Source organism: Pseudomonas mosselii, assembly GCF_003205295.1.
GTDB lineage: Bacteria > Pseudomonadota > Gammaproteobacteria > Pseudomonadales > Pseudomonadaceae > Aquipseudomonas > Aquipseudomonas mosselii_B.
This window is the reverse complement of record NZ_QJRP01000022.1, coordinates 56984-79224: the sequence shown is the minus strand read 5'-3', so window position 1 is coordinate 79224 and position 22241 is coordinate 56984. Positions and strand designations below refer to the sequence as shown.

Annotated in this window: 28 protein-coding genes and 2 pseudogenes; 16 read left to right on the top strand and 14 right to left on the bottom strand. The window is 63.8% G+C overall.

Annotation, left to right across the window (positions count from 1 at the left end):
• The first annotated feature begins 87 nt into the window (after positions 1-87).
• From DMX06_RS19170 to DMX06_RS19155, 4 genes are all read left to right on the top strand, one after another.
• Positions 88-1479 carry a GntP family permease gene (locus tag DMX06_RS19170; protein ID WP_110738895.1) on the top strand — a complete coding sequence of 464 codons (1392 nt, stop codon included), beginning with the start codon at positions 88-90 and terminating at the stop codon, positions 1477-1479.
• Between the two features lie 11 nt (positions 1480-1490).
• Positions 1491-2261 (top strand): 3-hydroxybutyrate dehydrogenase, encoded by a 771-nt coding sequence (gene hbdH / locus DMX06_RS19165; protein ID WP_110738894.1) that lies wholly within the window; start codon positions 1491-1493, stop codon positions 2259-2261.
• Between the two features lie 292 nt (positions 2262-2553).
• Positions 2554-4503: an acetoacetate--CoA ligase gene (locus DMX06_RS19160; RefSeq protein ID WP_110738893.1), complete on the top strand. Its 1950-nt coding sequence runs from the start codon at positions 2554-2556 to the stop codon at positions 4501-4503.
• A 52-nt stretch (positions 4504-4555) separates the two neighbouring features.
• Positions 4556-4831, top strand: coding sequence for a peptidylprolyl isomerase (locus tag DMX06_RS19155; RefSeq protein ID WP_009686637.1), 276 nt, complete (start codon positions 4556-4558; stop codon positions 4829-4831).
• Here the strand turns inward: DMX06_RS19155 and DMX06_RS26890 are convergent.
• The 3 genes and pseudogenes from DMX06_RS26890 to DMX06_RS19145 form a co-directional block, all read right to left on the bottom strand.
• Positions 4819-5259 (bottom strand): CZB domain-containing protein, encoded by a 441-nt coding sequence (locus DMX06_RS26890; protein WP_258378887.1) that lies wholly within the window; start codon positions 5257-5259, stop codon positions 4819-4821. The two genes, DMX06_RS19155 and DMX06_RS26890, sit on opposite strands and share 13 nt — an antisense overlap.
• 54 nt (positions 5260-5313) lie before the next feature.
• Positions 5314-5553: pseudogene (locus tag DMX06_RS26885) on the bottom strand (methyl-accepting chemotaxis protein); the annotation flags it as partial.
• 523 nt (positions 5554-6076) lie between these two features.
• Positions 6077-6700, bottom strand: coding sequence for a LysE family translocator (locus DMX06_RS19145; RefSeq protein ID WP_110738891.1), 624 nt, complete (start codon positions 6698-6700; stop codon positions 6077-6079).
• 136 nt (positions 6701-6836) lie between these two features.
• Here DMX06_RS19145 and DMX06_RS19140 point away from each other — a divergent pair, with 136 nt between their 5' ends.
• Together DMX06_RS19140 and DMX06_RS19135 are read left to right on the top strand one after the other, a co-directional pair.
• Positions 6837-7652: an AraC family transcriptional regulator gene (locus DMX06_RS19140; RefSeq protein ID WP_110738890.1), complete on the top strand. Its 816-nt coding sequence runs from the start codon at positions 6837-6839 to the stop codon at positions 7650-7652.
• 63 nt (positions 7653-7715) lie between these two features.
• The gene (locus tag DMX06_RS19135; protein WP_110738889.1) at positions 7716-8336 is read left to right on the top strand and encodes a LysE family translocator; all 621 of its coding nucleotides are present in this window, start codon (positions 7716-7718) and stop codon (positions 8334-8336) included.
• Here DMX06_RS19135 and DMX06_RS19130 read toward each other — a convergent pair.
• Complete coding sequence (locus tag DMX06_RS19130; RefSeq protein WP_110738888.1) at positions 8314-9009, bottom strand: metallophosphoesterase; 696 nt, start codon at positions 9007-9009, stop codon at positions 8314-8316. The genes DMX06_RS19135 and DMX06_RS19130 overlap by 23 nt on opposite strands.
• A 74-nt stretch (positions 9010-9083) precedes the next feature.
• On the opposite strand from DMX06_RS19130, the gene DMX06_RS19125 reads away from it, so the two are divergent.
• Positions 9084-9590 carry a DUF3016 domain-containing protein gene (locus DMX06_RS19125; protein WP_110738887.1) on the top strand — a complete coding sequence of 169 codons (507 nt, stop codon included), beginning with the start codon at positions 9084-9086 and terminating at the stop codon, positions 9588-9590.
• 3 nt (positions 9591-9593) lie between these two features.
• Here DMX06_RS19125 and DMX06_RS19120 read toward each other — a convergent pair whose 3' ends face one another.
• The gene (locus DMX06_RS19120; protein ID WP_258378886.1) at positions 9594-10154 is read right to left on the bottom strand and encodes a DUF2867 domain-containing protein; all 561 of its coding nucleotides are present in this window, start codon (positions 10152-10154) and stop codon (positions 9594-9596) included.
• A gap of 105 nt (positions 10155-10259) precedes the next feature.
• Here DMX06_RS19120 and DMX06_RS19115 point away from each other — a divergent pair, with 105 nt between their 5' ends.
• Complete coding sequence (locus DMX06_RS19115) at positions 10260-10502, top strand: hypothetical protein (RefSeq protein WP_110738886.1); 243 nt, start codon at positions 10260-10262, stop codon at positions 10500-10502.
• A 3-nt stretch (positions 10503-10505) separates the two neighbouring features.
• On the opposite strand, the gene DMX06_RS19110 is transcribed toward DMX06_RS19115, so the two are convergent.
• The gene (locus tag DMX06_RS19110) at positions 10506-11006 is read right to left on the bottom strand and encodes a methylated-DNA--[protein]-cysteine S-methyltransferase (protein ID WP_110738898.1); all 501 of its coding nucleotides are present in this window, start codon (positions 11004-11006) and stop codon (positions 10506-10508) included.
• A 150-nt stretch (positions 11007-11156) separates the two neighbouring features.
• Between DMX06_RS19110 and DMX06_RS19105 the strand changes: the two genes are divergently transcribed.
• Positions 11157-11666 (top strand): GNAT family N-acetyltransferase, encoded by a 510-nt coding sequence (locus DMX06_RS19105; protein WP_110738885.1) that lies wholly within the window; start codon positions 11157-11159, stop codon positions 11664-11666.
• Here DMX06_RS19105 and fos read toward each other — a convergent pair.
• The 3 genes from fos to DMX06_RS19090 all read right to left on the bottom strand — a co-directional run bounded on the left by fos (position 11657) and on the right by DMX06_RS19090 (position 13178).
• Positions 11657-12067: a fosfomycin resistance glutathione transferase gene (gene fos, locus DMX06_RS19100; RefSeq protein ID WP_110738884.1), complete on the bottom strand. Its 411-nt coding sequence runs from the start codon at positions 12065-12067 to the stop codon at positions 11657-11659. The genes DMX06_RS19105 and fos overlap by 10 nt on opposite strands.
• Positions 12068-12146: 79 nt before the next feature.
• A complete protein-coding gene (locus DMX06_RS19095) occupies positions 12147-12494 on the bottom strand; it encodes a hypothetical protein (protein WP_258378885.1) in 348 nt (115 codons plus the stop codon).
• A 144-nt stretch (positions 12495-12638) separates the two neighbouring features.
• On the bottom strand, positions 12639-13178 hold the full coding sequence (locus DMX06_RS19090) for a GNAT family N-acetyltransferase (RefSeq protein ID WP_110738883.1): 540 nt from the start codon (positions 13176-13178) through the stop codon (positions 12639-12641).
• Between the two features lie 182 nt (positions 13179-13360).
• Here DMX06_RS19090 and DMX06_RS19085 point away from each other — a divergent pair, with 182 nt between their 5' ends.
• Positions 13361-13807: a hypothetical protein gene (locus tag DMX06_RS19085; RefSeq protein WP_110738882.1), complete on the top strand. Its 447-nt coding sequence runs from the start codon at positions 13361-13363 to the stop codon at positions 13805-13807.
• A gap of 61 nt (positions 13808-13868) precedes the next feature.
• Here DMX06_RS19085 and DMX06_RS19080 read toward each other — a convergent pair whose 3' ends face one another.
• The gene (locus DMX06_RS19080) at positions 13869-14249 is read right to left on the bottom strand and encodes a hypothetical protein (RefSeq protein ID WP_110738881.1); all 381 of its coding nucleotides are present in this window, start codon (positions 14247-14249) and stop codon (positions 13869-13871) included.
• Positions 14250-14446: 197 nt separating this feature from the next.
• On the opposite strand from DMX06_RS19080, the gene DMX06_RS19075 reads away from it, so the two are divergent.
• Complete coding sequence (locus DMX06_RS19075; protein ID WP_110738880.1) at positions 14447-14743, top strand: cupin domain-containing protein; 297 nt, start codon at positions 14447-14449, stop codon at positions 14741-14743.
• A gap of 7 nt (positions 14744-14750) precedes the next feature.
• Here the strand turns inward: DMX06_RS19075 and DMX06_RS19070 are convergent, their stop codons facing one another.
• Positions 14751-14981, bottom strand: coding sequence for a hypothetical protein (locus DMX06_RS19070; RefSeq protein ID WP_110738879.1), 231 nt, complete (start codon positions 14979-14981; stop codon positions 14751-14753).
• 575 nt (positions 14982-15556) lie between these two features.
• On the opposite strand from DMX06_RS19070, the gene DMX06_RS19065 reads away from it, so the two are divergent.
• Positions 15557-16222, top strand: coding sequence for an SOS response-associated peptidase (locus tag DMX06_RS19065; protein WP_110738878.1), 666 nt, complete (start codon positions 15557-15559; stop codon positions 16220-16222).
• Between the two features lie 44 nt (positions 16223-16266).
• On the opposite strand, the gene DMX06_RS19060 is transcribed toward DMX06_RS19065, so the two are convergent.
• Both DMX06_RS19060 and DMX06_RS19055 read right to left on the bottom strand, forming a co-directional pair.
• Complete coding sequence (locus DMX06_RS19060) at positions 16267-16623, bottom strand: VOC family protein (RefSeq protein WP_110738877.1); 357 nt, start codon at positions 16621-16623, stop codon at positions 16267-16269.
• Positions 16624-16807: 184 nt separating this feature from the next.
• On the bottom strand, positions 16808-16996 hold the full coding sequence (locus tag DMX06_RS19055) for a YceK/YidQ family lipoprotein (RefSeq protein ID WP_258378884.1): 189 nt from the start codon (positions 16994-16996) through the stop codon (positions 16808-16810).
• Positions 16997-17426: 430 nt separating this feature from the next.
• Here DMX06_RS19055 and DMX06_RS19050 point away from each other — a divergent pair, with 430 nt between their 5' ends.
• The 4 genes and pseudogenes from DMX06_RS19050 to DMX06_RS19035 all read left to right on the top strand — a co-directional run bounded on the left by DMX06_RS19050 (position 17427) and on the right by DMX06_RS19035 (position 21220).
• Positions 17427-17702 carry a hypothetical protein gene (locus DMX06_RS19050; protein WP_110738875.1) on the top strand — a complete coding sequence of 92 codons (276 nt, stop codon included), beginning with the start codon at positions 17427-17429 and terminating at the stop codon, positions 17700-17702.
• 173 nt (positions 17703-17875) lie between these two features.
• Positions 17876-18262: pseudogene (locus tag DMX06_RS26880) on the top strand (integrase).
• Positions 18263-18294: 32 nt separating this feature from the next.
• Positions 18295-19881: an ABC-F family ATPase gene (locus DMX06_RS19040; protein ID WP_110738874.1), complete on the top strand. Its 1587-nt coding sequence runs from the start codon at positions 18295-18297 to the stop codon at positions 19879-19881.
• Positions 19882-20053: 172 nt separating this feature from the next.
• The gene (locus DMX06_RS19035; protein WP_110738873.1) at positions 20054-21220 is read left to right on the top strand and encodes an MFS transporter; all 1167 of its coding nucleotides are present in this window, start codon (positions 20054-20056) and stop codon (positions 21218-21220) included.
• On the opposite strand, the gene DMX06_RS19030 is transcribed toward DMX06_RS19035, so the two are convergent.
• Positions 21179-22228, bottom strand: coding sequence for an alpha/beta hydrolase family protein (locus DMX06_RS19030; RefSeq protein ID WP_110738872.1), 1050 nt, complete (start codon positions 22226-22228; stop codon positions 21179-21181). The genes DMX06_RS19035 and DMX06_RS19030 overlap by 42 nt on opposite strands.
• Between the last annotated feature and the right edge of the window lie 13 nt (positions 22229-22241).

Genomic DNA, 22241 nt, shown 5'->3' with positions numbered 1-22241 from the left:
ACTTATATATCAATGACTTAACAAGATGGCACGATTCCCGCTATCCGTCCTTCCAACCATAAAAACAACAGTTGGAGAACAACCCCGATGACCGTGCTCATCGCCCTCGCTGCCCTGGCCCTGCTGATGCTCGCCGCCTACCGCGGCTATAGCGTTATCCTCTTCGCCCCCATCGCCGCCCTCGGCGCCGTGCTGCTCACCGACCCCACCGCCGTGGCCCCGGCCTTCACCGGGGTGTTCATGGAGAAGATGGTCGGCTTTATCAAACTGTACTTCCCGGTGTTCCTGCTCGGCGCGGTGTTCGGCAAGCTGATCGAGCTGTCGGGCTTCTCGCGCTCGATCGTCGCTGCCGCCATCCGCTTGCTTGGCACCCGCCAGGCCATGCTGGTGATCGTGCTGGTCTGCGCCCTGCTCACCTACGGCGGCGTGTCGCTGTTCGTGGTGGTGTTCGCGGTGTACCCGTTCGCCGCCGAGATGTTCCGCCAGAGCAACATCCCCAAACGGCTGATCCCGGCGACCATCGCCCTGGGCGCGTTCTCCTTCACCATGGACGCCCTGCCCGGCACCCCGCAGATCCAGAACATCATTCCCAGCACCTTCTTCAACACCACCGCCTGGGCCGCGCCCTGGCTGGGGCTGATCGGCACGCTGTTCGTGTTCTGCGCCGGCATGCTCTACCTGCAACGCCAGCGCAACAAGGCTCAGCGCAAAGGCGAAGGCTACGGCAGCAACCTGCGCAACGAGCCGGAAACCGCCGATGATATCGCCCCGCCCAACCCCTGGCTGGCCCTGGCGCCGCTGCTGCTGGTGGGGGTGATGAACCTGCTGTTCACCCACTGGATTCCGCAGTGGTACGGGACCAGTCATACCCTGCAACTGCCAGGCATGGCCACGCCGGTGCAGAGCGACGTGGCCAAGCTCACGGCGATCTGGGCGGTGCAGGCGGCCCTGCTGGTGGGCATCCTGATGGTGCTGGTGTGCGCCTTCGGCACCATCCGCCAGCGCCTGGCCGAAGGCACCAGAAGCGCGGTGAGCGGCGCCCTGCTGGCGGCGATGAACACCGCCTCGGAATACGGCTTCGGCGCGGTGATCGCCTCGCTGCCGGGCTTCCTGGTCCTGGCTGACGCCCTGCGCGGCATCCCCAACCCGCTGGTCAACGAGGCCATCACCGTCACCCTGCTGGCCGGCATCACCGGCTCCGCCTCCGGCGGCATGAGCATCGCCCTGGCGGCCATGAGCGACAGCTTCATCGCCGCCGCCAACGCGGCGAACATCCCGCTGGAGGTGCTGCACCGGGTCGCCGCCATGGCCAGCGGCGGCATGGACACCCTGCCGCACAATGGCGCGGTGATCACTCTGCTGGCGGTTACCGGCCTGACCCACCGTGAGGCCTACAAGGACATCTTCGGTATTACCCTGATCAAGACCCTGGCCGTGTTCGTGGTCATCGCCACGTTCTACGCCACCGGCATCGTATGAAGGAGAACGGCATGACGCTCAAAGGCAAGACCGCACTGGTCACCGGTTCCACCAGCGGCATCGGCTTGGGAATAGCCCAGGTGCTGGCCGAGGCCGGCGCCGACATCCTGCTCAACGGCTTTGGCGACCCGGCGCCCGCCATTGCCCAGATCAGGCAGCACGGGGTCAAGGTGGCCCACCACCCCGCCGACCTGTCCGACGTGGCGCAGATCGAGCAGATGTTCGCCTTGGCCGAACGCGAATTCGGCGCGATCGACATCCTGGTCAACAACGCCGGCATCCAGCATGTGGCGCCGGTCGAGCAGTTTCCGGTGGAGGCCTGGGACAAGATCATCGCGCTGAACCTGTCGGCGGTGTTCCACGGCAGCCGCCTGGTCCTGCCGGGCATGCGCGCGCGGGGCTGGGGGCGGATCATCAACATCGCCTCGGTGCACGGCCTGGTGGGTTCCACCGGCAAGGCCGCCTACGTCGCCGCCAAGCACGGCGTGGTCGGCCTGACCAAGGTCATAGGCCTGGAGACCGCCACCTGCAACGTTACCTGCAACGCCATCTGCCCGGGGTGGGTGCTGACCCCGCTGGTGCAGAAGCAGATCGACGACCGCGCCGCCAACGGTGGCGACCCTCTGCAGGCACAGCACGACCTGCTGGCCGAGAAGCAGCCTTCGCTGGCCTTCGTCACGCCGCGGCATCTCGGCGAGCTGGTGCTGTTCCTGTGCAGCGAGGCCGGCAGCCAGGTGCGCGGCGCCGCCTGGAACGTCGATGGCGGCTGGCTCGCCCAGTAAGCGGCTAAAGTGGAGTAAGGACGCTTCTAGCATGATGATCGTGGTTATGCGCTTTTCTGTGGGAGCGGCCTTGCGTCGCGAAAGGGCCGCAGAGCGGCCCCGGCGATCTTTGCATCAACACTGAGAACCTGGGGCTGCTACGCAGCCCTTTCGCGACGCAAGGCCGCTCCCACAGGGGGACAGTTCCCTGCGCGACAGCGCAGCCCGACGGGCTGGGTGATCTCCTACAGGGGTTGCGTTGGCCTGAAGAGGCGCGTAGTACCCACTATCGACTATCACCGAGGGTCCCGGCATGAACAACGTACTCTGGCGCCCCTGCACCTCCCGCATCGAAGCGAGCCGGATGGAAGCCTTCCGCCGCCGGGTCAACCGGCGCTTCAACCTCCAGCTCGACAGCTACGCCGCCCTGCACCGCTGGAGCATCGAGCAGCGCCCGCAGTTCTGGCAGACCCTGGCCGAGTACTTCCATGTGCGCTGGCACACGCCACCGACGAGCATCCTCGAGGAAGGCGAGCACATGACCGAGGCCCACTGGTTTCGCGGCGCCACCCTGAACGTCGCCGAACACCTGCTGCAACGCCGCGACGACCGCCCGGCCGTGGTGGCCGTGCGCGAGGACGGCAGCCGCCACAGCCTCACCCATAACCAGCTGGCCGCCCAGGTCGCCGGGCTGCAACAGGCCTTCAGGCAGGCCGGCATCCAGCCCGGCGACCGTATCGCCGCGGTGATGCCCAACACCTGGGAAACCCTGGTGGCCATGCTCGCCGCCACCAGCCTTGGCGCGGTCTGGTCGAGCTGTTCGCCGGAGTTCGGCACCCACGGCATCATTGACCGTTTCGGGCAGATCGCGCCCAGGCTGCTGGTGGCCTGCGCCGGTTATCAATATGCCGGGAAAGTCATCGACCAGGTGGAGAAGATCAACCAGGTGGTGGCCCAGCTACCGAGCGTCGAGCAGTTGCTGGTGGTGCCGCATACCCGGCCGCAGACCCGTGTCGATGAGTTCATCGGCACGCCGACGAACCTGTGGGCCGACTACTTCACCCCCGGCGGTACGCCGACCTTCACCGCGCTGCCCTTCGATCACCCGCTCTATATCCTGTATTCCAGCGGCACCACCGGCGTGCCCAAATGCATCGTCCACCGCGCCGGCGGCGTGCTGCTGCAGCACCTCAAGGAGCACGGCCTGCACAATGACCTCAAGGCCGACGACGTACTGTTCTACTACACCACCTGCGGCTGGATGATGTGGAACTGGCTGGTCAGCGGGCTGGCGGTCGGCGCCACCCTGGTGCTGTACGACGGCTCGCCGTTCCATCCGGGCCCCGAGCACCTGATCGACCTGATCGACACCGAAGGGATCGACGCCTTCGGCACCAGCGCCAAGTACCTTGCCGCGCTGGAGCAGGCCGGTGTCGAACCGGCCAAGTCCCACCGCCTCGACAGCCTGCGGCTGATCCTCTCCACCGGCTCGCCCCTGCCACCGCACAGCTACGACTATGTCTACGCCAAGGTGAAGGCCGACGTGTGCCTGGCGTCCATGTCCGGTGGCACCGATATCGTTGCCTGCTTCGTGCTCGGCAACCCGCTGCTGCCGGTGCGCCGTGGGGAAATCGCCGGCAAGGGCCTGGGCATGGCGGTGGACGTGTGGAACGAACAGCGGCAGTCGATCACTGGCGAGAAAGGTGAGCTGGTCTGTGTCCAGCCCTTCCCTTCGATGCCACTGGGCTTCTGGGGCGACGACGATGGCAGCCGCTACCATGAGGCGTATTTCAGCCAGTTCGAGGGCATCTGGTGCCAGGGCGACTATGCCGAGCAGATACCCGGCGGTGGCCTGGTGATCCACGGCCGTTCCGATGCCGTGCTCAACCCCGGCGGCGTGCGCATCGGTACCGCGGAGATCTACCGCCAAGTCGAAAAGGTCGAAGAGGTGCTGGAGAGCGTGGCCATCGGCCAGGACTGGCACGGCGACGTGCGCGTGGTGCTGTTCGTGCGCCTGCGCGACGGCCTGCAACTGGACGATGCCCTGCGCCAGCGTATCCGCCAGGTGATTCGCCAGTACACCACGCCGCGCCATGTGCCAGCGGTGATCGCCCAGGTCGACGACATCCCGCGCACCCTCAGCGGCAAGCTGGTGGAGCTGGCGATCCGCAACGTGGTGCATGGCCTGCCGGTGAAGAACACCGATGGCCTGGCCAATCCCGAGGCGCTGGAGCAGTTCCGCGACCGCCCGGAGTTACGCTGATGGTGACATCAGGCATAATGTCGACCTTTTGCCCCGAAGCACAGGTAAGCCCATGAAAGCCCAAGCCCGCCACATCCTGGTCAAGACCGCTGACGAAGCCGAAAAGCTCAAGCAGCGCATCGCCAACGGCGAGGCCTTCGACGTGCTGGCCAAGAAGTTCTCCACCTGCCCCTCCGGCAAGCGCGGCGGCGACCTGGGCGAAGTGCGCCCGGGCCAGATGGTCGGCGCCATCGACCAGGTGATTTTCAAGAAGCCCCTGAGAGTGGTGCACGGGCCGATCAAGAGCAAGTTCGGTTATCACCTGGTACAGACGTTCTATCGCGACTGAGCCTCATCGGCGCGTCGCCTTTGCAGCAGCGCCGGCGATTCTTCGCCACTGGCTACCACGCGCTCCAAGCCTTCCTGCACGGCTAGGCTGGCGCTCTCCATGTCGGCCACTGCCTTGAGCATCGCTGCGGTATTGCCGCTGGCATGGGCATCGATGGCGTCGAATGCGCAACGGTGCACGGCGGCATGGGGCGCGTCGATGTCCTTGTATCCTGCAAGATGCGCATAGTGCAGGGCCCCGTCCCCCTCGCGATACCACTTGCCCAAGCGGCAGTGGGTATGGTCGGTAAAGTCCGAGCCGCGTTCCTGCGAGACCCCGAACAGCACCTTGTAGACGCGGAACTTGTAGATCAGGTGGTCGAGCTTGGCCAGCTCGCAGAAACTGCGCAGCGCCGACACCGATGCCGAACCTTCCGCCACCGTCGACATGTCCAGCAACTGGCGCATGGTACTGGCAGCCGACTGGCCAACACCGCTGTACGATGACGAATGCTCGGCCAGGCTGGCGATATGCCCGCGGCTTTGCGCACTGTCGGCTCGAATGGCCGAGACCAGCGTGCCGATTTCGGCAGTGGCGTCCGCCGTGCGCCTGGCCAGGGTCCTGACTTCATCCGCCACCACGGCGAAGCCGCGCCCGGCATCCCCGGCCCGCGCCGCCTCGATGGCCGCATTCAGGGCCAGCAGGTTGGTCTGGTCCGCCACCTCGCGGATGATCTCAAGCACACCACCGACCTGCTGGGCTTGGTGATCGAGCCTGCCAACCTTCTCCGACGCCTCGCCGGAGGCATCGGCCAGTTGCTCAAGATTGGTCGCGATGGCATCAATGCTGGCCTGGTTGCTGCTGGCGATACCCTGGATGCGGATGGCGTACTGCCTTTCCTGCTCCATGCTGTGGGCGAGGCTGGCGAACGAGGTCTGGGTCATTTCCAGGGAATGCGAGAACGCCGAGAGGTTTGCGGCCAGGTGGGCGAGCACCTGGTTCTCCCGTGCCAGTTCCGTGGCCTTCGATTCTGCCTCGCGGGCGCGCTGCTCCGACGCCGCCAGCTGTGAGCGGCTACGCTCGAGAGCGAGGTTCAGCTCCTTGATCTGCGGGTCTTGCCGACCAGCCTTGCTCCACCACTTCACACCACGCTCCCGGGATAGACCCACCGCTTGTCACCCGGCGAAAAAGCTCCGGGCAGAAACATGGAAAGGTCTCAGCAAGCGCAAAGTACGGCAATACTCAGCTGCGCTGAAAAACAGCAGATCAGCGACGAGCCGCGAGCAGGCCAAGCCCCGCGCACCCCAGCAGCGAGGCACTGACCCGGTTGAACAGCCGTCGTGGTCCGGGCCGTTCAAACCAGCGCTGCAGGTAGGCGCCGAGCCCGGCGTAGATGGCGATGGCCGCCCACTCCAGTAACAGGAACAGCACGCCCAGTTGCAGGAACTGCTCGCTCACCGGGGTGGCACTGCCCACCGTAACGAACTGCGGCAGAAAAGCGGTAAAGATCAGAATCGCCTTGGGATTGCCCGCCGCCACCCAAAACTCCTGGCGCGCCAGTTTCCAGGTGCCGCGCGGCTGCTCGCCGGCCACCGCCGCCTCGCCGACCGGCGCCCGCCACAGCTGCCAGGCGATATAGAACAGATAGCCCGCGCCCAGCACCTTGATCGCCAGGAACAGGTACTCGCTGGTGTGCAGCACCACGGCCAGGCCCATGGCCGCCAGGGCGATCATGCCGCTGAAGGCGATCAGGCGACCGCCGCCGGCCACGCAGGCGGTGCGCAGACCGTAGCGGCTGGCATTGTGCAGGGACAGCAGGTTGTTGGGGCCCGGCGCCATGTTCAGGGCGAAACAGGCGGGGATGAACAGCAGCAGGCTCGACAGGTCCATTATTCTTCTCCAGCAGGGACCGTCGCAGCGTCGCGTCCGGCGGGCAAGCGCGTCAAGCACAGTGACGCGGCAAATAGCCAGAACAGTAGGCACGCGATAGACTGGCGCCCTGCGCCCACCTCCAGGCCCTCTCTGCATGACCCCTTCGAGCAGCGAAATCTGGCACGACTCGACCCTGCCCTACGTCGAGAGCCGACGCGCCTGTCATAGCCGCGCCTGCTACAAGGCCCACAGCCACCCGAGTTTTTCCATCGGTGCGGTGGATGCCGGTCATAGTTGCTTCACCGGAGCCGGTGCCGGGCAAGTGCGCCTGACGCCGGGCACCCTGGTGTTCGTGCCAGCCGAACGGGTTCATGCCTGCAACCCCGAGCCCGGGCAGGCCTGGAGCTACCAGATGCTGCACCTGGACACCGGCTGGCTGCGCTGCCTGCGCCTGGAATCGGGAATTGCCGCTGACCAGCCCGGCACAGCGGCCCGGGTCAGCCGCTCGGCGGCGCTGTACCGGCGGTTCTGCGCGCTGAACACCCTGCTGTTTTCCCGGGCGACTGTGTTCGAGAAAGAGGCGGCACTGGTGGCCTTTCTTGGCGACAACGACTTCTCCATCCATCCGGACTTGCCACCTGCGCCGCCCCTGCCACCTTCGACACTCCGCGACCTGCTGGCCCATGCCGAGGAGCAGGCGTTGGCCGAACTGAGCCTCGATGGCCTGGCACGGCTGGCGGGCATGGGGCGCTATCAACTGATCCGCGCCTTCACCATCGCCACCGGCATGACGCCACATGCCTACCTGCTCAACGCCCGGATAAACAAGGCCCGGCAACTGTTGCGCCGGGGCCAGGCGCTGGCTGAAGTCGCGTATCGCCTGGGCTTTGCCGACCAGAGTCACTTCCAGCGGGTGTTCAAGGCGCATGCCGGGGTAACACCGGGGACATACCGCGCAGCCTTGCAATAATCTTCAATACCCGCCCTGTCGCCCAGCCACAGACTGCGGCTTCCTCTCCCTGGAAGCCCGACCATGCAACTGTTCCTGCTCATCGCCACCACCCATTTTCTCGCCCTGCTCTCCCCAGGACCGGACTTCTTCCTGGTGGCCCGGACCTCAGCCAGCGCCGGCTGGCGGGTGGCCAGTGGCGCCTGCGCAGGCATCGCCCTGGCCAATGGCGTGTTCATCTGCGGGGCTTTCACTGGAGTGTCATTCCTGCGCGACGGCAGCCCGCTGTTCGTCGCCCTGCAACTGGCCGGCTGCGGCTACCTGCTGTACATCGGGCAACTGTTCCTGCGCCAAGCTGGCAAGAGTGGCCTGACGGGTGCCACCGCCAACCCTTCATCGTGCACCAGTGGCTGGCTGAACAGCCTGGGCATGGGCTTCGCCTCGGGCATCCTCAACCCGAAGAACGCACTGTTCTACGCCAGCCTGGCCAGCATGATCGCCAGCAGCGGCGCCCTGGCCAAACTAGCCTATGGCACCTGGATGTTCGTTATCGTCCTGGCCTGGGACCTGCTGGTGGCCGTGGCCATCGGCAATCAGCGGGTGCTGCACCGCTTCGCCCGCGCCCTGCCCTGGCTGGAACGGGCTTCAGGGGTAGTGCTGATCCTGCTCGCCAGCGGCGTGCTCATGCACCTGGCCCTGGGCTGAGCAGTTTCAGCCCCTGTATCTCGAGCAGGCTGAAATGGCCACGGCTCCAGCCACCCGTGTCCAGGTGCCAGACATTGCCCAGCACTTTAACCTCCAGCACTGGCGTATGCCCGACCAGCAAGGCCCGCAGGCCCTTCACGGGGCGGCTGTCACCCTCCTTCAGGCGCCGTCGCGACCACTGGCACACCTCGCGCACCTGCGGTTCACATCCGGCCTGCAGGTTCGCGCACAAAAGTTCCCAGTCGTCGAACGGGCTGTCGGCGTGCAGCAGCCCGACCGGACCATCGGGTGTGTCGACCTGCAACGCGATAGGCAACCGTTCGAACACCTCGACGAAACGCGCCTGCTCTGTTTTCGGCAGGTCGAGGAACCAACCACCGCCAGCCGCCCGGTACATGTCCAGGTCGACCCGCCCGCCGCGCAAGTGATTGACCGCCAGCGACTCGTGGTTACCCTGGACCGCATGGAACCAGGGCCTGGCCAGCCATTCCAGCGCCTGCGGGCTGGCCGGCCCACGGTCGACCAGGTCACCAACGCTGAAAAGCCGGTCGACCGCCGGATCGAAATCCACTGCCTCAAGGCATTCGCGCAGGCGCTCGAAATGCCCATGAATATCGCCCACCGCCAGGTCACGCCCGCGGGTATTGGCGGCCATCCGCCGGAAAGCACTCATTGCATCAATCCTCTGCTTATGCCCCGCACCGGCGTAAAATAGGCAGGCAAGCCGCCCCAACCCGGAGGTGCATCATGCGTACCACCCTGGCCAGCGCCCTGTTGCTGGTGCTGGCATTCGACAGCATGGCACAGGGCACCCCGACCGCGCAGGTCGAGGTGCGTTTCGACCACCCGGAAAAATTCCGCGATGCCAGCCTCGACAACCGCGGCTACCCCCAAGGCGCCGACCCGCAAGTGATGAAGGCCCTCACCCAGCACCTGCAGAAGCTCGGCCAGCGCTACCTGCGGCCCGGCCAGCAACTGCTCATCGACATTCGCGACATCGACCTGGCCGGACGCTTCGAGCCCTGGCACAGCCAGGCCTACGATGTGCGCTTCATGCGCGAGGTCACCTGGCCCAGCATCGACCTCGACTACACCCTCCAACAGCCCGGGCAACCCGCGCTCAAAGCCCAGGAGCACCTGAGTGACAAGATGTACCTCAGCCGCCCGGGGCGCGTGGGTAGCAACGACCGGCTGTATGCGGAAAAGGCCATGCTCGGTGATTGGTTCCGTCAACGCTTCGCGCCGCCGTCCTGATCGTCACAGCGCCAGCCGGCGCAGGGCGATGGGCGCGATCAGCCGATGGAACGGCGCCACCGGCAACATGTACAGGCGGCCCAGCCAGTTGTGCGTGCGCACCACGGTGCTGACCAGCACCTCGCAGCGCCCCGGGGCCGTCGGGCGACGCATCAGGGCGATGTGCACGTCCAGGTGATGATCGCAGTCGACCAGCAGCACCTCATGCTCGCTGTTGCTGACCAAGGTAAAGATGCCCACCCGCTCTCCAGGCTGGTAGCTGCCTGGAGACCGGGCCGGGTCGATGGCGGTCAGCCGGCCCAGGTTCTTCAGCCCGAACAGCCCGACCAGACGGTTGCGCAACACCATCAGCTCGTCGATCCAGCCAGGCATGCTCGCCATCAGGCGCAGGAAATGCGCCATGGCGGGTTGCCCGTCGTCTGTCAGGTCGATTGCCCGGCAATGACGAAAGCCCGCCTGCGCGGCATGGGGGGCGATCTGCGAGTCGGCGGGGATGGCTGCGGCATGGGTCATTGTGGTCTCGTCCATGAAATCGACACATCGGCGCTGGGAGTCGGCGCCCATCGATTGTATCCTCGTCAACCGACGACATGCCAAGGACGGATGCACCATGAGGACCTGCATGCTACGACCGGTCTCACCAGCAGGCACTGCCGGGGTATCGCCCCTATGAAGTACGTGCTGGTGATCCTGGCCAGCTATACCAGCGCCTGGTACCTGGTGGGCACCCTGATTCGCGGGCGCCTGGCCGATATTGCCGAAGGCCTGCGCCATCGCCCGGACGCCCCGCCTCCAGGGCAGTACCTGCGAGAAGTCGAAGCCCACGCCCGCCGCGCACACCGCCACTACAGCCTGTTTGCCGGCACGCTGCTGGCCCTCGTGTTGGCGCTGCTCTGCTTCTGGCTCGGCTGACGCCTAGAAATCCAGCGCCAGGCTCTGCCGCCCTTCCAGTGCCAGCAGGAATTGCTTGGCCGGCAGGCCGCCGGCGAAACCGGTGAGGCTACCCGAGGCACCAATCACCCGGTGGCATGGCGCGATGATCGAGATCGGGTTGCGCCCGTTGGCCGCGCCCACCGCTCGGACCGCATCAGGCTTTCCGATCTGCCGGGCGATCTCGCCGTAGCTGCGGGTTTCACCGAAAGGAATGTTCAACAGCGCCGCCCAGACCTCACGCTGGAACTCGGTGCCGGCGAAATCCAGTTCCAGCTCGAAGCGCTGGCGTTGCCCGGCAAAGTACTCGCCCAGCTGGCGGGCGGTCTCGCGCAGCACGCCGTGCTGGTCGTCGCGGTGCAGGTCGCCCAGGCGCACGCGGTTCTCCCGCTCGTGCTCCCACAGCACGGCGGCCAGCCGCTCGCCCCGCGCCACCAGGGTCAGGGTGCCGACAGGCGATTGCATGAGGGTGAAGGCACAGGACATGACAGGCTCCGGCAGGACGACGATCACTGCACTGTACCCATCACGGCGTGCCGGCGCATCCGCTTTCTTGCCCAGCCATCGCCGCTGGCCAGCCCAGGCCTGCGCCCCGTACACTGAGGCGCCACTCGTTTTTCAAAGGATGGAAACACAGTGACCGACGTATCGCCCGACATCGTCATCGAACGTTTTGCCGAGCAGCACTTACAGGGCATCGCCGCGCTCTACAACGAACCGGCCGTGTGCCGCCAGGTGCTGCAGATGCCTTACCAGTCCGTCGAAGTCTGGCGTGAGCGCCTGGCCGCCTACCATGAGCGGCAGGTCCGCCTGGTGGCGGTGCACCAAGGCCAGGTGATCGGCAACATCGGCCTCGACCAAAGCACACGCATCCGTCAGGGGCACCTGGGCGAGCTGCTCATGGGCGTTGCCCAGGCCTGGCAAGGCAAGGGCGTAGGCTCGCGACTGATGGCCGCGATCCTCGACATTGCCGACAACTGGATGAACCTGCGCCGGGTCCAGCTCACCGTCTACGCCGACAATGAGCCGGCGCTGGCGCTGTATCGCAAGTTCGGCTTCGAGACCGAAGGCCGGCTGCGCGACTACGGCGTGCGCGACGGGGTGTACGTCGATGCGCTGTGCATGGCGCGGATGCGTCAGTCGTAGAACGCCATGCCCGCGTATGGCTTGATTCGACAGGCCGCCAGCCGCGACTGCAGATCGCCGACATGAGCTTCGAGCTGGTGGCCGTCCGGGTCGAGGAAGTACAGCGAGTCGCCCTCGCTGCGGTCCTGTTTCCAAAGTTGCACGGCATGTTCATGCAAGCGCTGGGCGAATGCCGCGAAATCGGCCTGGCGAATGGAAAACGCGTAGTGGGTGTAGTTGCGCTGCAAGTCGCCCGCCTCGAGCTGGTCGACCGACAGGCACAGCCACAGACCGCCCAGGCTCAGGTAGGCACCACGGTCCCAACGTGCATCGAGCCTGAAGCCCAGGACCTGCTGGTAGAACACGATGCTGTCCGGCAGGTTGGAAACCGCCAGGGTGAGATGGTTGAGTCCGTTCAACATGAGAGGCACCTTGAGGTGAAGTGGGACAGGATCGCTTCATGGGGCGCGATGGAAACGGGCGCGCCCCGCTAAGCTGCGATCATACCCGCGAACACATCAGCGCAGCATCGAGCAGACGCCCCTTGTCATACCAGGCATCACGCTGGTACGCCGAGAACTGCTGCCGCCCGGCGGCGCCTTGAACCTTGACCAGGCCCTCGGCCTTGTTCGGGTCGGTGCTGGCTACGAACAGTTCCAAGGTGTCCTGGTTCTGCACGACATAGGTCATGGCCGTATCAGGAAGCTCGGCCTTGACGCAGTTCAGGTACTCCGGCGGGCTTTTCGACGTCATGCCGAAGGTGTTGTCTCGGCCCGCGCGAATATCGGGATCATGTGCGCAGCCGGCCAGCAACAGGCCGGCGGCCACGGCCATCATCAAACGCCTCATACAGACTCCAACCACCCCAGTAGCAAGCCCTGGACAGGGTCAGACACCTACCACCCTTTTTAATAGTCTGCTTACGATCTACAAGACTAGCCCCGGGTGACGGGCGCGGTAGGCCGGTTCGCTATATCGCCTGGCTGATGGGTTTCAGGCGGGCCTGTCGATCCGGTAGAGCACATGCGGCCGCAGTGCATTGCCTTCGGGCACCGTCGGGTCGGGGAAATCCTCAGCCGGATCCGAATGCATCCCGAGCCGCTCCATCAATGCCCGTGACGGGGTGTTGATGCTGGAGGTGTAGCCGATGACCTGCCTTAGCCCAAGCGTCGACCACCCGTGCTCCAGGCAAGCACTGGCCGCCTCGAATGCATACCCCTGTCGCCAGTGGTTGCGTCCGAGGATCCAGCCGATTTCGACGTGCGGGCCGCCCGGTATCTCATCCCCGGTCAAGGACAGTCCAAGCCCGCCGACCAACGCGCCATCGGTCTTGCGTTCGACAGCGACGAAACCGAAGCCATGGACCTGCAGATGGTGATCGCAGTCCGCGAGCATCGACCGGGTTTCATCGGGAGACAGAATCGCGGGGTAGTAGTAGCGCCTGACTTCAGGATCGGCATTGACGAGGGCGAAGGCTTCGATGTCACGCTCCGCCCAGGGGCGTAGAACAAGTCGCGGCGTTTCGATGAACATGGGTAAGGTGGAACTCCCGTCTACCAGGCATGGCTAGTATCGCCCTGTGCAAAGTCTTGTCGGTCGATACCCGAGACAGGACACTAGCACAATCGCCAGCGCAAGGTTGGTGCTCGCTGTGCTGGGCCTGGCTGGATGACATCGATAGAATGCGCAACGCATTTTGAAAGGGATTTCTCGCAATGACGTCGATAATCACCGTTCCAGAGCAACGCGTTACCTGCTGGGCGGTCTTGCTGGGTGTACTTTGGGCCATGACCAGCACAGCCTGCCTCACTCGATCCGGTGATTACTTCTGGGAAAACTTCGCGCTGACGCTGGCACCGCATGCCATCGTGCTGGGTGTCTTGCTGATTTTCAGAGGATCATGGGCGGTAATCGCGGGCGCGCAGATAGCGATGGCACTCTACCTGAGCCTGTTCGGGATCTGGTTCTCCACGGGGGGGCGCGCCGAGGCGATGGCCTGGCTGTGGTATTTCTTCAGTTTCCCCGGCGCGTTGGTCGGCGGTTTTCTGGCCATGTGGCTTACCAGGCAAGCAACGCCATTGATCGCTGTAGCGCTGGCGGCCACCTGGGTCTTCACAGGGCTGGTAATCGATGTGGCCACCGCGTTGCTCTGGTACTCCTGAGCACGTTTACTGGATTCCGGCCGTGAACCGACCGGAATCCATGCAGGTCGATCTCAATCGATCAAGGTTTTCCGAACACGTAGAAACTCAGGTTGGCCGAACTCTTGCCGGCGGCGAACAAGCCACGCAGGTTGCTCATCGAAACGCTGCGAATGTTGAAGGTCTCCTGGGTGGAGTAGTTCGCATCGATACTGACGTACTGCAGGTTCTTGTCGCTGCCACCAGAGTAGTCCAGGCGCACCATGAACGTGCCCGCACCGGCTGTGGTCCTGAGGATGAAGGATTTGTACTGCTGGATCTGCGCCTCGACAAAGTTCGCGCCGGCCCGCTCTCCTTCCTTGCCCTTCACATCGCAACGACCGCTGCTCAGGTAGGTATAACCTGGAGGTACCTGAACATCGGCGGCCAGTTCTTCATCAAAAGCCTTTTGTTGCTGTGCCATGACTCATGCTCCTTATGAGTGGGACTTGCTTATTGCACGGATGAGTCTACTAGCGTCCAGTGAGTCGGCTTATCCAGCAGACAAACGGATCACTCAATTGAATGTCAATTCATGCTCGCAAACACTCTAATAGATTCAAAGTCTGTCATTAAGGATCAAAGTCCGGTATACCCTCCATGACAAACAAGGAGGTTGCCATGCCACTACTGGATCTTGAATCGATATCGAGGACATTGCCCCAGGCGTGGAAATCTACCGTACTGGGAAAGGTGGGGCGTTCGAACATCAACGTGCTACGCATGGACCAGATGTCCGCCGCGGCAGAAGTGCATGACTACACCGAGGGGCTGCTGGTCATCTCGGGGTTGCTGAGGCTCGCCGTCCAAGGTGACACCATCGATGTCGCCGCCGGGCAGATCTACATGGCCCAGGCAGGCATAACCCACGCCGTACTGCCGGGGAGCCATGGGACCTTGGTCATCATTGACATGTGAAGCCGACTCAACACCGCTTGTTGATCCGGACCGTCACTGCGCTAAAGAACATAAGCATCGCCGCGACATACAGGAACACAAGGTCGACGCCGGGGAACGCGAAAATCCCGACAAACCAAGCGGCCAGCAGGCCACCGCCAACCCAGCAGCGTTGCCGAGCGGTGAACCGCTCACTCGTTGCTTTCACACGATCCAACCATCCCATCAGCACATCCCTAGCCGGCAAAGGCTGAATCATATTCCATGCCCGGCTGCAGGGTCGATGTTGCCGTGGCTTGCAGGCACAAGCCCCGGTTCAGGGGCCGTATCCCCAGCAATGGGGGTCAGGCACCGGCCTGGAGAAACACGAAAACCGCCAGCACATCCAAAGCCAGCACGGCAGCCACGACGAAGCTCATGAAATAGAAGTCATTCTGGAACATGTCTGCTCTCCCCGCATGATCGCTTTCCTGGGATCAAGCAACTCCCATTCCAGCCTGCCAGCATCAGGGCCACGTCCATTGGTCAGGCGAGACGGGTGTTTTGGGCAAACAGGCGTTTACTGATGGTCATGCCCTCCGGCTCTACGCAAGGATGCTCATCAAGGTGTGCCCCCATGAGACGCATCCAGAAGATCATCCAGCAGCGCCGCCGGCAGCTGCATGTCCACATTCCGCCCAGCGAGTTGAAAGGAATGCATTGTGGCGATGGGCCCAGCGCGGCGAAACCGCTGCCGCCGCGAGAGGTTCGCCAGGCAGGCATGAGAAGAGCCGCGCTTGAGGGATCGACCACTGACTGAACAAGCCCCAGGAGTTCAAGCAGGAGGGCTGGGAAATGTGCGGCAGGCTGAGCCAGTACCGCGGAATCCATGACTTCGTAGAGACCCTGAGCATGCCACAGGCCTGGCGCAACAACGTCGGTGAGCAGCCGCTCGGTCACTACAACATTGCACCGACCACGCTGGTTGCGGTGCTTCGGGTAGACGACGCCGGCCCGCGTGCGGACCTGGTGAGATGGGGGTGGCGCCCACACTGGGCGACCGACCGCGTCGCGCCGATCAATGCCCGCATCGAGAAGGTGGCGCACAGCGCCTTCTTCCGGGCGATATGGCCATACCGGGCCATCATCCCGGTGGACGGCTGGTATGAATGGGTGGATGAAGGCGGGTCGAAGAAGCAGCCCTACTACATCCACCGGCGCGACGGCCGCCCTGCCCTGTGCGCCGCCATCGGCCAGTTCGCCGGCAACGAGCATGACGGGTTCGTGATCATCACCGCCGATGCCCGGGGCGGCCTGGTCGACGTGCACGACCGGCGACCGGTGGTGCTGTCATCTGGCCTGGCTATCGAATGGATGTCGGGCCCTGTGCCCGGTGAACATGCCGAGCAGTTGCTGCTCAACCTGGGCGAACCGGCAGAGGCTTTTGAGTGGTACCGGGTGGTCGCTGCAGTGGGTAACGTACGCAACCAGGGAACGGAACTGATCGAACCGGTTCAGTGAAGGATAAGCGGCTGGCAAGAGCCTTCAGGTTGGCTCGGTCCATCTCAATCTGCAGCGGTCCAGACAGCCAGCTCGTAGCCATCTGGGTCGATGAAGTGGAACCGTTTTCCACCTGGGAACGAAAACACTTCCCGGCTGATCTTGCCGCCCGCCGCCACGACACTGTTCTCGGCCTTGGCAAGATCGTCTGCGTACAGAATGACCAAAGGCCCTCCGGGCCTTACCGGCTCGCCCGTGGTGAAGCCGCCGGTAAGCCGACCATCACTGAACTCGGTGTATGTCGGACCGTAGTCCATGAAGGTCCAACCGAACACCGCGCCGTAAAAATCCTTGCTGCGCTTGATGTCGCTGACGTTGAACTCGATGTTGTCGATCTGACGATCCTTCCCACGGTTGCTCATTGGCACCTCCCTGTTGGAGGCAGGAATCTACCATGGTTTGGCTGCGGCCGGCCTTGATGTCAGCGCAAGACCAGGGATGGGTTCATCAGGCAGGCAAGACCAGCAACGACCTCTGCCAGTGATACCGACACTGGCCAGATTAAGCCAGGCTGGATCACACCCGAATGTGGACGGAACCGGCACATTAAAGGTTACAGGTGTATTGATACTCGAAGGGGAAGAAGACGGTGTCGACCACCAGGGAAAACGGCGCGTCTACAAGTAGAAAAGGGATCAGCTTTCCTTTGGATGTGCCTACCAGCCACCAATCGAACCTTAGGCCGATGTAGGGGCAACGGTGCTTGTCATAATCCATGCGCATGGCGGTTGCCATGCACCCACTCAAGCAGGCTATCAGCACCAGTGAAATCGACTTCCTGACCACGTAACATCCTTATTGCTTCCTTGCGCAGACCTTCATAGACGCTGCTGCGTGGCACGAGTCACCTTGTCCCCCGGCAATCGATACCGCTGGCTTCGAGCCTGGCATGCCGATCCACGTCTAAATGTTCGAGCATCAGCCCGCGCGAGCAAGTCGACCAAACACAGGGGCTGTGGAAACCATAGAACTACTTGCTTTAATTATTCCATGGTCTTAACTGCGTAACACAACAATCCAAATCGGCCACAGGCATGTATTCTCTTCCCTGTAAAAATACCACCATGAGTTAACCTAACTACTAATCACAAGTAGCAGTGGCAAGTCTGCAAAATGTAAATAGGGAGCCAACCCATGGAATCTACAAACCAAAGGGATTTAAATCATGAAGCTCACGATCACAAACGGCGCCAGCACATCAATTGACGTTGCAGTTAGCACATGGCGCAACGACGGCAATGACAGTTACTATTCCATAGCGCAAGCGGAGTCTGATACTTGGGACCGCAGCGACGCACGAGGATACTTGATGGCCGTAAAAATGAACGCCCAAGTGAAAACCTACTACATCTCCCAAACCAGCAAGATCGTTGTTGAAGACAACCTTGTAAAGGACCATGGCCAAACGCTCAATCCGCTATATGCAGTAAATAACATGTAACACCAGCAGCAGTTGTCAACTGCAGAATGACTGGCACGCTGTACAGTGCTGGTCATTCTGCATGGGGCCCCGTACCGTAGCTACTCGATGAATAAATAGAATGAAAAGGATGCTCGCAATGAGGCCCTTTCCATCCGCACGTTCAAATTTGCAATGATCAAGCGCTCAACGCCATAAAAAGTCGCGGCGCCTGGCAGGCTTGCGACCAATGGCCTCGCAACCCTGCGACCCCACAAGCCCATTTGTGTTCCAGCCGAGCAAAGGTGGGCTGTGGATCAACGAACCAAGTGTTACAATCCGCCACTTCAAATCAGCGCCCAAGGCGCTGGACATCCGTGAACGCCGGCAGTACGACACCCGCCACACCTACGCAACCATGTGCCTGATGGCTGGGATGAACCGAAGCGTTCATCGCGAACCCGCTCGGCCATGGCGTCGAGATGTTGCTCTCTACCTACGCGAAATGGATCAGCTCCTCCTCGGACTGGAGGGAGCTGGAGAAGCTGCCGCCCCGAGTCGAATTGGCCCAGAACTGGCCCAAAACTGACGACAGGGCCTAAATACACCTCTGGAACCCCCGCAGGACAAGCACTTGATTTCTACAGCCAATATCACCATGCAGTTCGGCTCCAAGCCGCTGTTCGAGAATGTGTCGGTCAAATTCAACAACGGCAACCGCTACGGCCTGATCGGCGCCAACGGTTGCGGCAAGTCGACCTTCATGAAGATCCTCGGCGGCGACCTGGAGCCATCCGGCGGCCAGGTGATGCTCGAGCCCAACACCCGCCTGGGCAAGCTGCGCCAGGATCAGTTCGCCTATGAAGAATTCACCGTGATCGACACGGTGATCATGGGCCACGAGCAGCTGTGGAAGGTCAAGGCCGAGCGCGACCGCATCTACTCGCTGCCGGAGATGAGCGAGGAAGACGGCATGGCCGTCGCCGAGCTGGAAACCGAATTCGCCGAGATGGACGGCTACACCGCCGAATCCCGCGCCGGCGAGCTGCTGCTGGGCCTGGGTATCCCGCTGGAACAGCACTTCGGCCCGATGAGTGAAGTCGCTCCCGGCTGGAAACTGCGTGTGCTGCTGGCCCAGGCGCTGTTCTCCGATCCGGACGTGCTGCTGCTCGACGAACCGACCAACCACCTGGACATCAACACCATCCGCTGGCTGGAAACGATCCTCACGGCGCGCAACAGCACCATGATCATCATTTCCCACGACCGCCACTTCCTCAACAGCGTCTGCACCCACATGGCCGACCTGGACTACGGTGAGCTGCGCCTGTTCCCGGGCAACTACGACGAGTACATGACCGCCGCGACCCAGTCCCGCGAGCAGCTGCTGTCGGACAACGCCAAGAAGAAAGCCCAGATCGCCGAACTGCAGACCTTCGTCAGCCGCTTCTCGGCCAACGCCTCGAAAGCCAAGCAGGCCACCTCGCGCGCCAAGCAGATCGACAAGATCCAGCTGGCCGAGGTCAAGCCGTCGAGCCGGGTCAGCCCATTCATCCGCTTCGAGCAGACCAAGAAACTGCACCGCCAGGCAGTGATCGTCGACAAAATGGCCAAGGCCTTCGACGACAAGGTGCTGTTCAAGGACTTCAGCTTCACCATCGAAGCCGGCGAGCGCGTGGCCATCATCGGCCCCAACGGCATCGGCAAGACCACCCTGCTGCGCACCCTGGTCGGTGAAATGACACCGGACAAGGGCGAAGTGAAGTGGACCGACAGCGCCGAGGTGGGCTACTACGCCCAGGACCACGCCCACGACTTCGAAGACGACGTGACCCTGTTCGACTGGATGGGCCAGTGGACCAGCGGCGAGCAGGTGATCCGCGGCACCCTGGGGCGCATGCTGTTCTCCAACGACGAGATCCTCAAGTCGGTGAAGGTGATTTCCGGTGGTGAGCAGGGCCGCATGCTGTTCGGCAAGCTGATCCTGCAGAAGCCCAACGTGCTGGTGATGGACGAACCGACCAACCACCTGGACATGGAATCGATCGAGGCGCTGAACCTGGCGCTGGAAAACTACCCGGGCACCCTGCTGTTCGTCAGCCACGACCGTGAGTTCGTGTCGTCGCTGGCCACCCGCATCATCGAGCTGACAGCCGATGGCGTGGTGGACTTCAGCGGCACCTACGACGACTACCTGCGCAGCCAGGGCGTGGTGGTCTGAGCCAACGCTGGGTAACCTTCATCGCGGGGCAAGCCCGCTCCCACAAGTGTCTCAAATACCCTTGTGGGAGCGGGCTTGCCCCGCGATGCGTTTAATTAGTTAGCCTGCTTTCTTTTCCGTTGCGCAGCGGCCATGATGGGCACAGCCCCACCGCCCGCCCGCGAACGAGCCCATGACCGCGCCACACGCCTCCAGCGTCACCCTGCAGATCCTCTCGATCGTCTTCTACACCTTCATCGCCTTCCTCTGCATCGGCCTGCCGATCGCGGTGCTACCTGGCCATGTGCACGACCAGCTGGGCTTCGGCGCGGTGATCGCCGGCCTGACCATCGGCCTGCAGTACCTGGCCACCCTGCTCAGCCGGCCCTTCGCCGGGCGGGTGGCGGACACCCTCGGCGGCAAGCGTGCGATCCGCTACGGCCTTTACGGTATCGCCGGCTGCGGCCTGCTGACCCTGTTGTCGGCCTGGGCCCTCGCCCTGCCCTGGCTGAGCCTGGCGCTGCTGTTGGGTGGCCGTTTGGCGCTGGGCATCGCCCAGGGGCTTATCGGCGTCGCGACGCTGAGCTGGGGCATCGGCCAGGTGGGGCCGGAACATACCGCCCGGGTCATTTCCTGGAACGGCATCGCCTCCTATGGCGCCATCGCCATCGGCGCGCCCGCCGGCGTGCTGCTGGTGGATGGCCTGAGCTTCGCCGTGCTCGGTCCGGCACTGCTGGGCCTGGCGCTGCTGGCACTGCTGGTGCTGCGCACGCGACCGGACGTGGTGGTGGTGCGTGGTGAGCGGTTGCCGTTCTGGTCGGCATTCGGCCGCGTGGCGCCTTGTGGCGTGGGATTGACCCTGGCGTCGATCGGCTACGGCACCCTGACCACCTTCGTCACCCTGTACTACCTGGAGCGTGGCTGGATCGGCGCCGCCTGGTGCCTGAGCGCCTTCGGCCTGTGCTTCATCCTGTCGCGGCTGCTGTTCGTCAATGCGGTAAACCGCTACGGCGGCTACAACGTGGCCATCGCCTGCATGGCCACCGAGGTGCTCGGCCTGAGCCTGCTGTGGCTGGCGCCCACACCGCTGTGGGCGATGGTCGGTGCAGGGCTGACCGGCTTCGGCCTGTCGCTGGTGTACCCGGCCCTGGGCGTCGAGGCGATCCGCCAGGTGCCCAGCAGCAGCCGTGGCGCCGGGCTGGGCGCCTACGCGGTGTTCTTCGACCTGGCGCTGGCCATCGCCGGCCCGGTGATGGGCGCGGTGGCGGTGCACCTGGGGTATGCCTCGATCTTCTGCGTCGCCGCCCTGCTCGCCCTGTCAGGGGTGGGCCTGACCCTGCTGCTGGCCCGCCGCGGCTGAACGCTCGGCGGGCTCCGGCGCGCCCAGTGCCTGGCTGAAGAAGGCGGTGGTCTCGCCGCGCAGCGAGCGATGGATATACCGACGGTCGACGCCCGCGGCGTCCTTGCACAGCACCGGCATGCGCTGGTGCTGCTCATCGTCACAAGGGGCCATGAACACGAAGTGCCCGGCGCCGGCCAGCAGGCGGTAGTCGGGGGTGACCGGCAGCTTGCGCGCCAGGGCATCGGCATTGTGCTCAAGCGCCAGCAGTTGATCGTTGTCACCGCTGTAGATCAGTGCCGGCACCTGCACGCCGGCCAGGGCGTGACGACCGAACATCAGGCTCAGCGGCGCCATCAGCATCACCGCGCCCACTCGGGGATCGGCGCGAGGCGCCAGCTCGCTGTGGTCGGCAATCAGCACGCCGTGGGTCTTGCAGGCATCGGCGTCGGTGGGGCGTTGCTCGCAATAGCGGCGCAGGCGCTCGAGGTCGGGCCGCGCACCGGACAGAATCAACGCGGTCTCGCCGCCGGCGGAATAGCCGATAACCCCGACCTTGCCGTCGTTCAGGTACGGCGCGAGCAGCCTGTCGTTTCGCACCGCGGTGATCGCGGCGCTGATCTGCAGGGGGCGGCCATAGAGGTTGCTGAGGGTACCCAAACGACTGTGGTCGCGGCTGTTATCGCCGGGGTGGACCACCGCCACCACCACGAACCCCTGGCGGGCCAGGCCGCTGGCCAGGTCATGCAAGGCCATCGGGCTGCCGGTGTTGCCGTGGGAGATCACCAGCAGTGGGAACTGGCCCATGGCTACCGGCGCCTCTTCGGCGACACGGGTCTGATAGCCCTCGATGCGCACCGGACGCGGCTCGCCGCTGGAGGGGTAGAACACCAACGCCTGCATGGGCCGGGCGTCCACCGGGTCGCTGAGGGTCAGGCGGTGCAAACCGGCTGCCCACGGCGCCGCGTCGGCGCGGGCCAGCAGGCTGCCCAGCAGCAACAGCGCCATCAGCATGCGGGTTCGCTTCATCGCAGGGCGCTCC

Excerpts from the sequence above, each read along its gene's own strand:
- DMX06_RS19055 (WP_258378884.1), bottom strand. The coding sequence starts at position 16,996 with ATGGCAACCGCCATGCGCATGGATTATGACAAGCACCGTTGCCCCTAC.
- DMX06_RS19140 (WP_110738890.1), top strand. The coding sequence starts at position 6,837 with ATGACCCCTTCGAGCAGCGAAATCTGGCACGACTCGACCCTGCCCTAC.
- DMX06_RS19075 (WP_110738880.1), top strand. The coding sequence starts at position 14,447 with ATGCCACTACTGGATCTTGAATCGATATCGAGGACATTGCCCCAGGCG.
- DMX06_RS19065 (WP_110738878.1), top strand. The coding sequence starts at position 15,557 with ATGTGCGGCAGGCTGAGCCAGTACCGCGGAATCCATGACTTCGTAGAG.
- DMX06_RS19170 (WP_110738895.1), top strand. The coding sequence starts at position 88 with ATGACCGTGCTCATCGCCCTCGCTGCCCTGGCCCTGCTGATGCTCGCC.
- DMX06_RS19125 (WP_110738887.1), top strand. The coding sequence starts at position 9,084 with ATGCGTACCACCCTGGCCAGCGCCCTGTTGCTGGTGCTGGCATTCGAC.
- DMX06_RS19120 (WP_258378886.1), bottom strand. The coding sequence starts at position 10,154 with ATGGGCGCCGACTCCCAGCGCCGATGTGTCGATTTCATGGACGAGACC.
- DMX06_RS19030 (WP_110738872.1), bottom strand. The coding sequence starts at position 22,228 with ATGAAGCGAACCCGCATGCTGATGGCGCTGTTGCTGCTGGGCAGCCTG.
- DMX06_RS19130 (WP_110738888.1), bottom strand. The coding sequence starts at position 9,009 with ATGAGTGCTTTCCGGCGGATGGCCGCCAATACCCGCGGGCGTGACCTG.
- DMX06_RS19145 (WP_110738891.1), bottom strand. The coding sequence starts at position 6,700 with ATGGACCTGTCGAGCCTGCTGCTGTTCATCCCCGCCTGTTTCGCCCTG.
- DMX06_RS19135 (WP_110738889.1), top strand. The coding sequence starts at position 7,716 with ATGCAACTGTTCCTGCTCATCGCCACCACCCATTTTCTCGCCCTGCTC.
- DMX06_RS19035 (WP_110738873.1), top strand. The coding sequence starts at position 20,054 with ATGACCGCGCCACACGCCTCCAGCGTCACCCTGCAGATCCTCTCGATC.
- DMX06_RS26890 (WP_258378887.1), bottom strand. The coding sequence starts at position 5,259 with ATGTCGACGGTGGCGGAAGGTTCGGCATCGGTGTCGGCGCTGCGCAGT.
- DMX06_RS19080 (WP_110738881.1), bottom strand. The coding sequence starts at position 14,249 with ATGGCACAGCAACAAAAGGCTTTTGATGAAGAACTGGCCGCCGATGTT.
- DMX06_RS19085 (WP_110738882.1), top strand. The coding sequence starts at position 13,361 with ATGACGTCGATAATCACCGTTCCAGAGCAACGCGTTACCTGCTGGGCG.
- DMX06_RS19050 (WP_110738875.1), top strand. The coding sequence starts at position 17,427 with ATGAAGCTCACGATCACAAACGGCGCCAGCACATCAATTGACGTTGCA.
- DMX06_RS19095 (WP_258378885.1), bottom strand. The coding sequence starts at position 12,494 with ATGAGGCGTTTGATGATGGCCGTGGCCGCCGGCCTGTTGCTGGCCGGC.
- DMX06_RS19110 (WP_110738898.1), bottom strand. The coding sequence starts at position 11,006 with ATGTCCTGTGCCTTCACCCTCATGCAATCGCCTGTCGGCACCCTGACC.
- DMX06_RS19090 (WP_110738883.1), bottom strand. The coding sequence starts at position 13,178 with ATGTTCATCGAAACGCCGCGACTTGTTCTACGCCCCTGGGCGGAGCGT.
- fos (WP_110738884.1), bottom strand. The coding sequence starts at position 12,067 with ATGTTGAACGGACTCAACCATCTCACCCTGGCGGTTTCCAACCTGCCG.
- DMX06_RS19160 (WP_110738893.1), top strand. The coding sequence starts at position 2,554 with ATGAACAACGTACTCTGGCGCCCCTGCACCTCCCGCATCGAAGCGAGC.
- hbdH (WP_110738894.1), top strand. The coding sequence starts at position 1,491 with ATGACGCTCAAAGGCAAGACCGCACTGGTCACCGGTTCCACCAGCGGC.
- DMX06_RS19060 (WP_110738877.1), bottom strand. The coding sequence starts at position 16,623 with ATGAGCAACCGTGGGAAGGATCGTCAGATCGACAACATCGAGTTCAAC.
- DMX06_RS19070 (WP_110738879.1), bottom strand. The coding sequence starts at position 14,981 with ATGATTCAGCCTTTGCCGGCTAGGGATGTGCTGATGGGATGGTTGGAT.
- DMX06_RS19155 (WP_009686637.1), top strand. The coding sequence starts at position 4,556 with ATGAAAGCCCAAGCCCGCCACATCCTGGTCAAGACCGCTGACGAAGCC.
- DMX06_RS19115 (WP_110738886.1), top strand. The coding sequence starts at position 10,260 with ATGAAGTACGTGCTGGTGATCCTGGCCAGCTATACCAGCGCCTGGTAC.